Source organism: Nocardia sp. NPDC004860, from assembly GCF_040609015.1.
In the GTDB taxonomy this organism is placed as follows: domain Bacteria; phylum Actinomycetota; class Actinomycetes; order Mycobacteriales; family Mycobacteriaceae; genus Nocardia.
The window spans coordinates 366,813-382,133 of the sequence record NZ_JBEXJI010000001.1; the positions used below are offsets into that span (position 1 = coordinate 366,813).

The 15,321-nt window shown below is 71.5% G+C and carries 5 protein-coding genes; all 5 read right to left on the reverse strand.

Annotated elements, in window-relative coordinates:
- Window positions 1–108: 108 nt before the first annotated feature.
- From ABZV44_RS01585 to ABZV44_RS01605, 5 genes are read right to left on the reverse strand one after another with little or no spacing between them, the layout of a single operon-like run.
- Entirely contained in the window at window positions 109–4,668 is a 4,560-nt protein-coding gene (locus ABZV44_RS01585; RefSeq protein ID WP_354830536.1) for an amino acid adenylation domain-containing protein, read from the reverse strand.
- Window positions 4,665–9,725 carry an amino acid adenylation domain-containing protein gene (locus ABZV44_RS01590; RefSeq protein WP_354830538.1) on the reverse strand — a complete coding sequence of 1,687 codons (5,061 nt, stop codon included), beginning with the start codon at window positions 9,723–9,725 and terminating at the stop codon, window positions 4,665–4,667. Before ABZV44_RS01590 ends, ABZV44_RS01585 begins: the two co-directional genes overlap by 4 nt.
- 18 nt (window positions 9,726–9,743) lie before the next feature.
- The gene (locus ABZV44_RS01595) at window positions 9,744–13,139 is read right to left on the reverse strand and encodes an SDR family NAD(P)-dependent oxidoreductase (RefSeq protein ID WP_354830540.1); all 3,396 of its coding nucleotides are present in this window, start codon (window positions 13,137–13,139) and stop codon (window positions 9,744–9,746) included.
- The gene (locus ABZV44_RS01600) at window positions 13,132–14,448 is read right to left on the reverse strand and encodes a polyketide synthase (protein ID WP_354830541.1); all 1,317 of its coding nucleotides are present in this window, start codon (window positions 14,446–14,448) and stop codon (window positions 13,132–13,134) included. The genes ABZV44_RS01595 and ABZV44_RS01600 overlap by 8 nt, the downstream gene beginning before the upstream one ends.
- Entirely contained in the window at window positions 14,445–15,200 is a 756-nt protein-coding gene (locus ABZV44_RS01605) for an alpha/beta fold hydrolase (RefSeq protein WP_354830542.1), read from the reverse strand. Before ABZV44_RS01605 ends, ABZV44_RS01600 begins: the two co-directional genes overlap by 4 nt.
- Window positions 15,201–15,321 lie beyond the last annotated feature (121 nt).

Below are 15,321 nucleotides of genomic sequence, written 5' to 3' on the forward strand. Positions count from 1 at the left end.
CGGCCGGCCGCGCAGCCTCTCCTGCGGCGGCCCGACCGCCGAACTTCGTCCGCGATACCGGCCGCCCGCCCACTCTCGCGCGGCGGACGGCCCTTACCGCCTGGGTGATCAGGACACGGCGACTGCCACGGCAACCAGGCTGCGCTGCCAGAGTTCGGTCAGCCGGTTGGCTTCCGCTGCGGTGAACAGGGTTTCGCTCCAGCGCCAATTGGTGGTGAGTTGCGGGCCCTCCGGGGTCGAGCCGATGCCGGCGATGACGTCCAGTGCGTAGCGCAGGGGGAGCTCGGGTTCCGGGTCCAGCGGCAGTGCCTCGTTGAGCGGGCCGGTGAGCAGGGACCAGGATCGGGAGTCCTGGCCACTGAGGTCGACTCGGCCGAGGTAGTTGAACTCGATCTGGGGGTGCCGTGCGGTGGCCAGTTCGGGGACGCGGGCAGTGTAGCGGAGCAGGCCGTAGTCCACGCCCCGGTTGGGGATGGCGGCCAGGTGCGCGGTCACCGATTCCAGAAGAGCGCGGGCCGCGGCCGGATCCTGTTCCGCCCGTTCGGCATCCACCGTCTCACCCGCGCCGAGTCGGATCGGGAACACGGTGGTGAACCAGCCGAGGGTGTTGCTGGTGTCGGTGCCGAGCAGGTCGTCGGCGCGGCCATGGCCCTCCAGGGCGAGGAGAGCGCCGTGGGAAGGATCCTGGGCGCGTTCGCGCCGCCAGCTCGCCAGGGTGATGGTGAGGGCGGTGAGCAGCAGTTCGCGCACACCCTCGTCGCGGGTGAGCGCGGCGAGCAGGCGGGCGGTGACCTCGACCGGGGTCACGGCGGTGGCGACCCGGAGAGCGGACCAGGTGTCGGTGTGCGGGTACGGGATGCGGCGGCCGATGGCGGGGTCGGGAGCGGCGAGCTGGTCGCGCCAATAGTCCTGCTGTGCAAGGACTTCCACGGACTCCGCCCGCTCCGCCATGCGGCGGGAGAACTCGCGGTACGAGGTGGATTCGGGGAGGGCGGCGCCCTCGTTCAGGGCGGCGATGAGCAGGTGCCAGGAGACCACGTCCACTGCCAGGTGGTGGACGGTGAGCAGCAGGACATCGCCGTGTTCGGTGCCGGAGAACCGGACGGCGCGCACCATATCGCCGGTGCGCGGGTCGATCTGGTCCATGACCGTCCGGGCCGCGGCGTGCACGGCCGCGGCGGTGTCGGCGGGATCGGCTGTGTGCGTGAGGATGTCGGCCGCGCGGACCGTGCCCGGCGCGGCGGTGACCAGGCGCGGGCCGTCGTCGGTGTCGACGAGGCGTGAGCGCAGGGTGTCGTAGCCGTCGAGGACGGCCTGCAGCGAAGCCCCGAGGGTGCCGCGGTCGATGCCGTCGGGCAGCCGGAGCAGGGCGGTCTGGGTGAAGCGGCGGTAGTTGCCGTACTCGTACATCCACGACACGACCGGAAGCGGATGCACCGCACCGTAATCCGCCACCCGCTCCGCGGGGGCCGAGTCCGCGGCGTCGAGGGCCGCGGCGAGTTCGCGCAGGGTCGGGGTGGCCAGCACCATGCGCGGGGTGAGGGTGAGGCCGCGGCGGCGGGCCTTGTTGACCAGGGAGATGGCGACGATGCTGTCCACGCCGAGGGCGAAGAAGTCGTCGTCGAGACCGGGGGTGCGGCCGTCGAAGAGTTCGGCGAGGACCTCGGCGAGCTCCTTCTCGGTGGCGGTGCTGGGCGCGGCGCCCGACCCGGCGTCGGCGAGGGCGGCTTCGGCGAGCCGCGTCAGCTCGGGGCCGTCGAGTTTGCCGTTGGCGTTCACCGGCAGCCGTGGCAGGGCGAGCACGCGGGCCGGAATCATGTAGGCGGGCAGGCGTTCCGCGAGCGCGGCGCGGGTGCGCGCGGGATCGACGGACTCGCCCCGCTCCCCCACGACGAATCCGACCAGGCTCGCCCCGCCCGCGCGGCGCACCACGGTGACGGCGGCGGTGTCCACGCCGGGCAGTCGCCGCAGGGCGGTCTCGATCTCACCGATCTCGATGCGGTAGCCGCGCACCTTCACCTGCGCGTCGGCGCGGCCCAGGTAGCCGAAGCCACCGTGGGGCAGCCGGCGGACCAGATCGCCGGTCCGGTACATGCGGCGGCCGGGCCGGAAGGGGTCTGCGACGAAGCGGTCGGATGTGGTTGCGGCGCGGCCGATATAGCCGCGGGCCAGCTGCGGCCCGGACAGGTACAGCTCGCCGACGACGCCGCCGGGTACCGGGCGCAGCCCGGAATCCAGGACGTAGCCGGACATTCCGGCGTTCGCGGTGCCGATGGTCGGGGTGTCGAAGTCCGCGACCGGGGCCACCACGGCCTCGACGGTGGTCTCGGTGGGTCCGTAGCAGTTGTAGACCGCGGTGCCGGACCGGCCTTCGGACGGGGCCAGCGCGCGCAGCCGCGACCACAGCGCGGCGTCGATGGCCTCACCGCCCAGCGCCAGCACGGGCAGCACGCGGTCCACCAGCCCAGCGGCGTTGAGCTGGGCGAACATCGACGGGGTGGTGTCGATCATGTCGATGTCGTGGGCGATCATGCCCGCGCACAACCGCTGCGCGTCACGCATTTCCGTGGCGTCGAACAGGTGGATGGTCTGTCCGGCGAGCAGGCCCACCATGGGCTGCCAGGAGGCGTCGAAGCTCAGCGACCAGGCGTGCGCGATGCGCAGTGGCCGGCCCAGGCGGGCCATGGCGGGCCGGTAGATCCGGTCGCGATGGTCGGCGAAGTAGGCCATGAGGGCGGCATTGGTCCCGGCGACGCCCTTGGGTTCGCCCGTCGAGCCGGAGGTGAAGATGAGGTACGCGAGCTGGTCCGGGTGGCGGACGACGCGCGGGAGTTCGACAGGGGCGGCGGAGGGTCGTTCGGCGGCAAGGGGATCGCCGAGGAGCAGCATCGGCACCCGCTGCTCGCCGACAGCTGCGACACCTGCGCCGGACCCCGGGGATTCGGCGGTTTCGAGCAGATCGCGGGTGGTGTCGTCGGTGACCACCAACGTCGGCCGCGCCTGCCGGAGGATCGATTCTACGCGTGCGACGGGCAGCGTGATATCCACCGGCACATAGGCTCCGCCCGCGGCGAAGGCCGCGAGCACCGCGACGATCGATCGCACGGTGCGTGGAAGCAGCAGCGCTACCACTGTTTCCGGGCCGACACCCTGCGCGGCGAACTCGGCGCCGAGCCGGACGGCCGCGTCATGCAGGGCGCGGTAGGTGTACCGGGAGCCGGAGCTGTCCTGGAGTGCAACGGCTTCCGGCGTGGCGGCCACCTGCCGCTCGAACAGCTCCCAGACCGAGGCAGCGTCGGCGCCTGCGGTCGTGGAATGCGGCGCTGCGGGCAGCTCCTGCTCCGACGCGGTGAGCACGCTGAGCGAATCGGGTGTGGCCGTGCCGGTTTCCGGTAGTTGCCGCAGCAGCGCGAGCAGCCGCTCGCCCAGGTCCGCGGCCGGGAAGTAGGGGAGCGCGGCGGGCATCACCTCGAGCTGGACCAGCAGCTGGTCGCCGCTCATGTGCGCGACCACCGTGAGCGGGTAGTGCGCGAGGCTCTCCATCTCGATCGGACGGAAGCAGGCGCCATCGGGGGCGGTGACGGTGCGGATGGCGTCGTCGATGGGGGCGTTCTCGAAGACGAACAGCGTGTCGAAGAGGGTGCCGTGCCCCGTGGCGCGCTGCACGGCCGACAGGCTCAGGAAGCCGATGTCGCGCATGGCGGCGCACTCGCGCTGCAGGCGTGCGCACTGGTCGGCGATGGAGGTGCCGGAGTCCAGATGGTGGGCGACGGGCACGGTGTTGATGAACAACCCGACCATGCCCTCCACGCCCGGAAGCTGGTCGGGCCGACCGGAGATGGTGGTGCCGTACACGATGTCGCGGCGATCGGTGAGCCGCCCGAGCAGCACCGTCCAGGCGAATTGCACGGCGGTGTTGAGGGTCAGCCCGTGCGCACCGGCCCAGGTACGGACCCGGTCGGTGTCGGCAGCGGACAGCAGCAGGCGGGTCTTCTCCGGCACGGCGTTCGGGCCGGCCGGCGCGCCGTCCGCCAGCATGAGCGGACCGCTCACTCCCGCGAGGTAGTCGACCCAGCGCTGGGTGACCGCGGCGGTGTCCTGTGCGCCCAGCCACGCGATGTAGTCGCGGTAGGGGCGCGGTTTCGGCAGTGCCGCAACGGATCCGCCGGATCGGTAGACGGCGAGCAGTTCGGTGAAGAACACCGCCACCGCCCAGCCGTCCATCAGGATGTGGTGGGCGGTGAGGATCATGCGCCGGGTGCCGGTGTCGGGCACGGTGAGCAGCAGGATACGCAGGGCCGGACCGCGGCTCAGGTCGAACGGCGCGTGTCGTTCGGTCGCCGCGATGGCGTCGAATTCCGCTGGCCGCGCAGATTTTTCGGTCCAGGGCAGTTCGGCCTGTGCGGGCACGATCTGCACCGGCCGCGGCACGTTCTCGTCCCAGAAGGCGGCGCGCAGGTTGGGATGCCGGTCCAGCATGGCCTGCGCGCTGCGCCGCAGCAGCGAGGTGTCCAGCGGTCCGTCGATGTCGACCACGAACTGCATGGTGTACAGGTCGAGGTCGTCGCCGCTGAGGCGTGACAGCGAGAACAGCCCCTCCTGCAGCGGGCTCAGCGCCAGCACGTCCTCGATCTGCGGTGGCGGGGTGCGGTTTTCGGTGGTGGTCATCGGGCCTGCCAGGAGGAGGTGAGGGCGGCGAGGGCGTCGGCGTCGAGGCCGGAGGCGCTCATGGGGGCGGATTCCTCCTGCGGGATCGACTCCGCTTGCACGGCAACGGGTTCTGCGGCGTCGACCGCGGCGGCGAGTTCGGCGATGGTGAAATGCTCGAACACCAGCTGCGGGCTGAGCGGCAGGCCGAGCTCGGTGGCGCGGGCCGACCACTGGATGGAGATGACGCTGTCGCCGCCGAGGGCGAAGAAGTTGTCGTCGGGCTCGACCTCGCTGATGTCCAGCAGCTCTTCGAGCAGGTCGATGAGCGCGCGTTCGGTGCGGGCGTGGTCGCCGGTGGCGGCGGCGCGGGTCGCCGCGGCGGGCGCGGGCGGGGCGAGCAGCCGCTCCAGCCGGTCGGCGGGCAGCACCTCGAGCTCGGCCACGGTGCGGTCGGGCGCGGTGGCGTACGCCGCCAGGGTGGTGGCCAGCGCGGTCGCGATGTGCTGCACGGTCTCCGGGTCGTACAGGTCGGCATTGGCGACCACGCGCACGGCCAGGCCGCCATCACCGGTGACGTTCACGGAGACATTGAGGTCCAGGAAGGAGACGTCGAAGTCGACCGGCAGCACGGTGGCGGTGGTCGTGCCCGCCACGGCCAGGGTGGCGGGCGCCCAGTCCGCGCCGCGGAAGTGCAGCATGCTCTGGAACAGTGGGTTGCGGGAGCGCGAGCGCGGCGGGTTGAGCGCCTCCACCAGGCGTTCGATCGGAAGTTCCTGGTGCGCCTGGGCATCCAGGACCACGTCGCGGCCGCGCAGCACGGTGTCGCGCAGGGTCGGGGTGCCCGACAGATCGTTGCGCAGCACCGCCATATTGGCGAACAGACCGACGAGCGGTGCGGTCGCGTCGTCGACGCGGCAGGCCACCGGGGTGCCCAGGGTGATGTCCGTGCCGCCGCCCAGCTTGTGCAGCAGGGTCGCGACGGCGGCCTCGTACACCATGAATTCCGTTGCGCCGCAGGCTTCGGCGAGCGCGGCCAGCCCGGAGCGCAGGGCGGCGGGCGCCGCGAAGGTGGCGACCTCGCCGCGCTTGCCGAGGACCGCGGGCCGCGGCCGATCAGGGGCGACATCGATCTGGTCCGGCACACCGGCGAGGGCGGCGCGCCAGAAGTCCAGCTGCGCCCGGCCGTAGTCGCCGGGCAGGCCATCCGCACCGGAGGCGAACGCATCGTGCTGCCACAGCACGTAATCCGGGTACTGCACGGCAAGCGGGGTCCACTGCGGCGCCCGCCCGCCCTCGACCCGCGCACGGTAGGCGGCGACCAGGTCCTCGAGCAGGATGCCCAGCGACGCGTGGTCGGCCACGATGTGGTGGACCAGCAGCGACAGCACGTGCGTGCCCGGGTCGAGGACCAGCAGGCGGGCCCGCAGCAGCGGTTCGGATTCGACCGTGAAGGGGTAGCGGCCGATCTCGGCGAGCTCGTCCGTCAACCGGTCGGCGTCGATGCCGGTGATCTCGAGCTCGACCGCCCCGGCGGCTCGCACCACCTGGTACGGAACGCCGTCCTGCTCACCGAAACCGGTGCGCAGCGCCTCGTGCCGCGCCACCACATCGGCGAGCGCGGCGCGCAACGCGGCGATATCGATGCCGCCGTCGAAGCGGACGGCGAAGGGCAGATTGCCGACCGCGCTCGGGCCCTCCATGCGGTACTGGAACCACATGGCCAGCTGCGAGTAGGACAGCGGCAGCCGGTCCGGACGCGGGCGCGAGGTGACGGCCGGACGTGCGGAAGCCGGTGCGGCACAGGCGGTCTCGACCGACTCGATGTCGTCGTCCATGGCATCCAGGTCGATGCCGAACTCGTCGCGGAACCGCGCGACCAGACCGGCGGCCAGCCCGGCCGGGGTCGGGGTGTCGAATACGATCCGCACATCCAGCTCCACACCGAATTCGGCGCGGATCTGCGCGACCAGGCGCGCGGCCAGCAGCGAATGCCCACCCAGTTCGAAGAACGAATCATCCGCGCCCGCCGTCGGAATGCCGAACAGCTGGGTGTAGATGGCACACAGGCGGCGCTCGGTGGCGGTGGCGGGCGCGCGGTGCACCCGCCCCACCGCGGGCGCCGGCGCGGGCAGCGCCCGCTTGTCCAGCTTGCCGTTGACGGTCAGCGGGATCTCGTCGATGACGGCGAAAGCGCTGGGCACCATGTACTCCGGCAGCGCGGCGGCGACGTGGGCGCGCACCTGGTCCACCTCGACCGTCGCACCGGCCGCGGGCACCAGGTAGGCGGCGAGCTGTGCGCCGACGGCCGGATCCTCGGTCACGATCACCACGCAGTGCCCCACGCTCGGGTGTGCGGTCAGCGCCGACTCCACCTCGCCGAGCTCGATCCGGAAGCCGCGCACCTTGACCTGCTCATCGGCGCGGCCGACGAAGTCCAGTTCCCCGAACTCGTTGCGGCGGGCCAGATCTCCGGTGCGGTAGAGCCGCGCGCCGGCGGTGAACGGGTCGGCGACGAAGCGGCTCGCGGTGAGCGCGGGCCGGCCCAGGTAGCCGCGCGCCAATTGCGCACCACCCAGGTAGATCTCGCCGACCACCCCGGCGGGCACCAGCTGCAGGGCCTCGTCGAGCACGTAGGCGTGCACGTTCTGATTGGGTACGCCGATGGGCACGATCCCGGTGCCCTGCGGGCCCGCCACCGGCTGATGGGTCGCGCAGACCACGGCCTCGGTCGGCCCGTAGTGATTGCGCAGCTCGGCGTCGAAGACGGCGGCGAACCGGTCGGCCACCTCGCCCGGCAGCGCCTCGCCGCCCACCGGGACATGGCGCAGCGCACGCCATTCGCTCACCTCGGGCAGCAGCAGGAAGGTGCCGAGCATGGACGGCACCATGTGCAGCACGGTCACGCCGCGGCGGGTGATCAGGTCGGCGACATAGCGGATGTCGCGGAAGGCATCGGGTTTCGGCACGATCAGCCGCGCGCCCAGCGCGAGGGTGACGAAGATGTCCAGCAGGGAGGCGTCGAAGCTCACCGAGGACGATTGCAGCAGCCGATCGTCGGCGGTCATGCCCCATTCGGCGGTGAAGCTCACCACGTGCTCGGCGATGGCGGCGTGCGAGACCGGGACGCCCTTGGGCTTGCCGGTCGAACCCGAGGTGTAGATGACGTAGGCCAGGTTCGCCGGGAGCAGCGGGCGGACGCGGTCGGTGTCGGCGGGATCGGTGTCCGGCAGCGCGGCGGCGGCGTCCTCGGCGGCGTCGAGTTCGACGCGGCCCAGCACCAGGCGCGGGCCCGCATCGGCGATCAGGTAGTCGATGCGGTCGTCCGGGTAGGCCGGGTCGATGGGCAGGTAGGCCGCGCCCGCCTTGAGCACGCCGTAGACGGCCGCGATGAACTCGACCGAGTTGCTCATGCGCAGGGCGACGATGTCCTCGCTGCCGATGCCCTCGCGAATCAGCCAGTGCGCCAGGCGGTTCGCGCGGCGGTTCAGGTCGGCATAAGTGAGTTCGAGGTCGTCGGAGACCAGGGCCAGGGTGCCGGGTCCGGCGGCGACACTGGCCTCGAACAGGCCGACCATGGTGGCCGGGCCGGCCGGCACGTCCGCGCCGCGCGACTGTTCCAGGATGGCGAGGCGGTCGTCGCCGCCCAGCATGTCGAGGTCGGCGAGCCGGCCGCCCGGGGTGCTCAGCGCCCGATCCAGCAGCCGCACATAGTGTTCCAGCATGCGCTGCACCAGCGGCCGGGGCAGCACGTCCACCTGGTATTCGGCCTCGAGCACCGCGCCGTGCGCGCTCTCGGTCACGACCGCGACGGCCAGCGGGACCTGTGCGGTGGGGGCGCCCAGTTCGTCCAGCTGGGTCGAGGTGACGCCGTCCAGCGCGAAACCGTCGGCGCTCTTGCGGACGCTGAAGCCCAGGCGCACCAGCTGATCCATGCCGTCCCGTCCGGCGACGCGTTCCGGGTTCACCTCGCGCACCACGCGGTCGATGCCGACGGCCTGATGGGCGAAGGCGTCCAGGCAGGTGCGCTTGGTGGCCGCGACCAGGCCGGTGAAAGTCTCGGCGCGGTCGACGGTTTCGCGCAGCAGCAGGGTGTTGCCGAAGTAGCCGATGAGCTGTTCGGCGGCCGCCGACCGGCGATTGGTGACCGGGATGGAGACCAGGAAATCGTCGGCGGCGGTGTAGCGCTGGATCAGGGCGGCGTAGCCGGCGAGCAGCACCATGAACGGGCTGGCCGCCTGCTCGCGGGCGAAGACGTCCACCCGGTTCAGGAGATCGGCCGGCAGCGCGACGGTGCAGCGGTCGGCGCGCTTCGACGGCGCGACCACGGCCGAGCCGGGAAGTTCGAGGGGTTCCGGCAAGGGGCGCAGGGTGTTCCGCCAGTAGGCGATGTCCGCCTCGTCCTCGGCGGGGGCGTCCAGGACCTCGAGATCGACGAACTGCGCGGCCGGGGCGGCGGTCCGGGCTCCGTTGTAGGCGGCGTTGAGGTCGGCGAAGAACACGCCCCAGGCGTCGTCGTCCCAGCAGCTGTGGTGTGCGGCCAGCAGCAGCACCCACTCCGCTGTTCCGGTGCGCACCAGCGTGATCCGCAGGGGCAGCTCGGTGGCGAGGTCGAAGGGGCGGCCGAATTCCCGGCGGGCCAGCACCTCCACCCGCAACGGGCGGGCGGACTCGGCCAGGTCGGTCAGATCGTGCGACTGCCACGGCAGGGTGATGTCGTCGGCGAACACCTGGAACGGCTCGCCGTCCGCATCCGTACCGAAGGTGGTGCGCAGCACGTCGTGCCGGGCGAACACCGCCGCCACCGCGGTCCGCAGGCGCTGCTCGTCGAGTGCGCCTGTGAGCCGGTACGCCACACAGATATTCAGTGTGGTGTCCTCGGGGTCGCGCGTCTGCAGGAACCACATGCGGCGCTGCCCGGCCGACAGCGGACGCCGCTCCCCGACCCGGGTGCGGCGCACCGGCGCGGTGGTGGCGGCGGCCAGGCCCTGCTCGGCGAGCCTGCGCCGCAGCAGTTCCCGGCGGCGGTCGGCGACGGAGGTTCCGGCCACGGTCACGGTGGCATCGGTGTCTGACATGAAATCTGGCCCCTAGCCCTAGTTGGTGTTCTCTGCCATCAGCAGCACGACATCGTCCAGCGACGCGCCGCCCAGGATCGCCGCGACCGGCAGCTCCCGATCCAGCGACGCCTGGACCCGCTTGCGGAAGTCCAAGGCCTGCAAGGAATCCAGGCCCAGTGCGACCAGCGGCGTGGAGCGGTCGATGGTGTCGCCGGCATCGATGCCCATCACCCGCTCGAGCTCGGCGAGCACCTGGTCCGCCAGCGGGCGGTCCGGTGCCGACGCCACCGGCTGATCAGCAGCGGGCGATGACGGATTCGTCTCTGTGACAGTCTGATTCGCGCACACATCCGCTGCCGCGATGCGCGGCGGCATGATCGTCTCGGGCTCCGGCACCTCCGACAGCACAGCAGCCTGGCCGAAGGCTCCCATGACATCACGCAGGAACGGCCAGTCGGCGGAGATCACCACCGCGTCGGTCGGCTGCCCGGCGAATCCCGCGGCGATGGCGTCGGCCGGATTCATGGGGTACACCCCCGCACCCTCGACCCGCGCCATACCCGCCGCATCGAGCGGACCCGCGACACTCCACAGGCCCCACTCCAGTGCGGCGCAATCGATCCCGCGCTCGCGCAGGCGGCGGGCGAGAATATCCAGCATCCGGTTGGCGACGGCATACAGAATCTGCCCGCGCCCACCGAGTGTCGCGGCCATGGACGAGCACAGCAGCACCCGGCCGTTCGGACGCAACGGCACCGCGTCGAGCACCGCCTCCAGGCCCAGCACCTTCGACGCCGCGGCGGTGCCGACCATCTCGGCGGTGATCTCCTCGATCCCGGCGTCCACATAGTTGACCGCCGCATGGACGAGCAGGCTCACCGGCCGCTCCCCCAGTCCTGCCGCGAGGCGCGCGACAGCGTCCGCATCGTTGACATCACAGGCCGCGACCACGATCTCGGTGGCGCCGAGTGCGCGCAGTCGCGCCACTTCCGCGGCAGCCGAGCTGGATTCGCCGGACCGGCTCACCAGCGTGACCCGCCCGGCGCCCTGCCGCACGAAGTGCTCGGCGAACAACAGCCCGAGCTTGCCGGTGCCACCCACGATCAGCACATGATCGAGTTCAGCGGCCTCCCCCGGCACAGACTCGTCCGCGACCAACCGCTTGACGAACACCTTTCCGCCACGCAGCGCCACCTCCGGCTCACCCGCCGTATGCAGCGCCGCCACAACCCGATTCGCTTCTCTGACCCCCGCATCGGCCGCAAGATCCAGATGCCGGAACAGCACCCCGGGTTTCTCCACACCGACACACCGGAACCCGGACGCCACGGCCCCGTGGAACAACTGCGGCACCGTATCTTCCGGCACCACAACCTCACCCCCGACCGTCACCAGCCAGACCTCACCGCCCGCACGCACATCCGACACCGCGGACAGCCAGGTGCGCGCGGCGAAGAACTCCGTCAGCTCGGCCACCGCGTCCACGACGGTCGACTCGGGCAGCGCGGGCCACAGAATCACCACGCTGTCGAAGTCCGCCTGCTGCGGTGATTCCTTTCCGCTGCTGAGACCCGAGCCGGACAGCGTCGAGGCGGCTTCGGCTGCCAGCGCCTCGCTGAGCGCGCCCGGACCGGCGTTCTCCGCGGCGACCGCCGCCATCTCGGCCAGATCCAGCACCGCGCCGACATCGAAGCGACCGACTGACCTGCGGCCCAAGGTCTCCCGTGCGAGGCCGCTCGAGGGTGATTGTGCCGTCGTGCCTTCGGTCGTGGAGGGTTCACTCTGGTGCAAGGCCTCGCGTGCGCCGGCGGCCTGAGTTGTGCCCGCGACCGCCGTCGGCTCGAGGGCGGTGGCGGTGGCGCCGTAGCGATCTGCCGCGGCGAGGAGGGCGGACAATTGGTCGGCGCAGCGGCCGGTGGGGTCGAGGAAGGCCAGGCGGCGGGGCGGGGTCAGGGTGCGGCGCTCCCAGGGGGTCCACTTCTCCACCAGGCGTTGGGGTTTGGGGACGGCCGGGGTCGGCGGGTGCACTGTCTCGGGGGCGTAGCCCGGGTCGGCCCACAGGCGCTTGGGATTCATGACCGTGTGGGGGAAGTCGCGCAGCGGGAGGGCCGGGGGCGCGTCGGTGCGCAGGGCGGTCCAGTCGTAGGCGAGGTCGTGGACGGCGATGGCGGCCAGGTTGCGGGTGAATTCGCGCAGGGAGGTGGCGGTGCGCAGGGAGGTGCCGAGGACCTTGAAGTCGCGGGGGCCGCGGGACGGGTCGCGCGGGACCAGGGAGAGGTTCTCCTGGAGGGCCAGTTGCAGGACGGGGTGTTCGACGACCTCGATGAGGGTGTCGATGCCGTCGGTGGCGGCGGCGACCACGGCGCGGTCGAAGCGGACCCGGTTGCGCAGGTTCCAGTACCAGTACTGTTCCTGGACCAGGTCTGCCGTGATGGGGGCGCCGAGAGTCGCCCCGTAGCAAGGGATGTCGGTGTCGGTGAAGGTCGGGTCACTCAGCTCGCCGCCGAGGAACCCTTCGAATTCTGCGCGCAGCTCCGCCACGATCGAGGTGTGCGCGGGGTAGGCGACGCCGATCTCGCGGGCGAAATGACCGCGCTCGGTGGCGGTGGCGACCATGTCGGCGATGGTGTCGCGGTCGCCGGAGATGGCCATGATGTGCGGGGCGTTCACCACCGACAGCTCGGCCCAGCCCGAGTGGCGGGCCAGCAGCGCCTCGCAGTCCTCGCGGTTCATGGCCAGCACGGCCATGGCGTAGCCACGCGGCGAGAGACGCTCCACCAGGCGCGCGCGGTGGGTCACCACCAGCACGGCGTCACGCACCGACATGACCCGCGAGACCGCGCCCGCGGCCAGCTCGCCCTGGCTGTGACCGATGGTGGCGGCCGGGCGCACGCCGGCGGCCTGCCACATGGCGGCCAGACCGGCCATATGGAACATCAAGGCGGGCTGCACCTCCCACACGGTGTCCTGGTACGCGCCCGCGGTGCCCAGCAGATAGTGCAGCGGCTGATCGTGGCCGAAGCGCTCGGCATGCACGGCCGCGCACTCGTCGACGGCGGCCCGGTAGTGCGGGGACAGGTCGTAGTACAGCGCGCCCATGCCGGTACGCTGACTGCCCTGACCGGGGAACACGAAGCCGATCCGGCGCACGGTCGCGGGACCGTCACCCAGCACCACCGCGGGATGCGAGGTCCCGTCGGCGATGGCGCGCAGGGCATCGAGCAGCTCCGCACGCCCGGTGACCATGGCCAGCGCCCGGTAGCGGCGGGCCGTGCGGGTGCGGAACAGCATGTCCGCCACCCGATCCGGGGCGACGGCGGGCCGCTGCTCCAGGTAGGCCAGGATGCCCGCGGCCTCGGCGCGCACGCCGTCGGCGGTGTCGGACGAGAGCAGGACGGGGATGCTGCCATCGGGCAGCCGGTGGCTACACATCGCTTTCCTCCAGCTCGGGCAGGCTCACGAGGGCGTGGGCATTGGTGCCCGCGACACCGAACGAGGACACCGCCGCGTATCGCATGCCGTCCACGGCCGGCCAGGGCTCGAGTTCGGTGGCGAGCCGCAGAGTGGTTTCGGCCCAATCGATGTCGGCGGTCGGCCGGTCGGCGTGCAGGGTGGGCGGGATCTGCCCGTGCGCTCCTGCCAACAGCACCTTGATCAGGCCCAGGATTCCGGAGGCGGCCTGCGCGTGACCGGCATTGGACTTCACCGATCCCAGCCGCGCCCCCGCGGCGGACGGGAGACCGTAAGTGGCTGCGAGCGCGGTCAATTCGAGCGGATCACCCACCGGAGTACCGGTGCCGTGACCCTCGATGAGCCCGACCTGTCCGGCGGAAATCCCGGACACGGCCAGGGTGTCGCGGATGAGCCGCTCCTGCGCCGCCGCGCTCGGCACCGCGATCGGCGCGCCCTTGCCATTGTGGTTCACGCGCGAACCCAGCAGCCGCCCGTACACCCGATGCCCGAGCGCCCGCGCCCGCGACTCCCGTTCCAGCACAACGACTCCCGCGCCCTCACCCCACAGCGTGCCGGTGGCGTCGGCGGAGTAGGACCGGCAGTGGCCGTCGGCGGCCAGCGCATTGTTCTTGGAGAACTCGTAGAACGCGCCCGGCGAACCCATGACGCACACCCCGCCCGCCAGCGCCCACTCGCACTCCCCCGCCCGGATGGCGGCGGCCGCCTGATGCACGGCGGTGAGCGCGGACGCGCACGCGGTGTCGACGGTGACCGACGGCCCGGTCAGGCCCAGCCCGTGCGAGATCCGCCCGGCCACCGCACCCAGCGCGGTGCCGGTGGCCCGGTACCCGCTGTACTCGTTGACCGAGGCCACCCGCGGCCCGTACTCCATCACCGAGGCGCCCATCCAGCATCCGGCCGAATCACCGTCCACCGCACCGGGATTGATCCCGGCCTGCTCGAGCGCCCGCCAGGCCACCCGCAGACCGGCCCGCTGCTGCGGATCCATGGCCACGGCCTCGCGCGGCGTGATGCCGAAGAACAGCGCATCGAAGTCGGTGGCGCCGGTGAGGAACCCGCCGGCGTCCGGCACCGCGCCCCAGCCCTCGTGCCGGTCCAGGGACAGCAATTCCGCCAGCGGCCATTCCCGATCACGAGGAAACGGGCCGAGCAATTCCCGCCCGGACGCCAGGGCCGCCCAGAATTCCGGCAGGGTGTCGATGCCACCGGGCGCCTCGATACCCATGCCGACGATCACAACGGGATCGCCGGAATCCAGCGCGCTCACGCGACGACGCTCTTCTCGGCTACCAGCAGTTCGGCGATACCGTCGACATGGTCGTTGAGATAGAAATGCCCGCCCGCGAACAGGGTGACCCGAATTCCGCCGCGGCTGTGGCTTTCCCACGCGTACAGATCACGCGGCGCGACGAATTCGTCCTCGTCGCCACCCAGCACCAGGATCGGCGCGTCCACGGCAATATCCTGCGCGCACGAATACGCGTCGAAGGCACGGTAATCGGCCTTCATGACCGGCAGCGCCATACGTAGTACCTCGCGGCTCCCCAGCACCTCCGCACCGGTGCCATTGAGCGCCGACATGTGGTCGAGCAGGGCCTCGTCCTCGGTGGGATGCCCCGGCAGCGCGGCGACCCGGGCGGGTGCGGCGGCCGAGGAGGCGACCAGCAGTCGCACGCTCAGCCCCGCGGCCTCGGCCAGGCGGGCGAATTCGAACGCGATCACCGCGCCCATGCTGTGCCCGAAAACCGTGAGGGGAACACCGGTTTCATGCGCGGATTCCCGGAATTCGGCGAAGGCCCCGGCCGCGATGTCGGGCAGCGTTTCCAGAGCCGCCTGGCGGGCCCGGTCCTGACGGCCCGGGTACTGGAACACCACGACATCGAATTCGGCAGCCAGCGTCCTGGCGAAGACCCGATAGGCGGAGGCGCCCGCACCGGCGTGCGGGAAGATCAGCAGCGGTGGCGCGGATTCCGCACTCGGGGCCTGAAATTGCCTGATCCAGCCGAGTTCCCGTGGCATTTCCCGCATCTCTCCTACGCAACTGCCCGACCGCATTCGGCGTCGGTTCCGCTTGTCCCCCTTGCAATGTCCGGGCAACCGTAACACCGCCTACTTAGTATAGGCTAGCCTTACCAAGCAG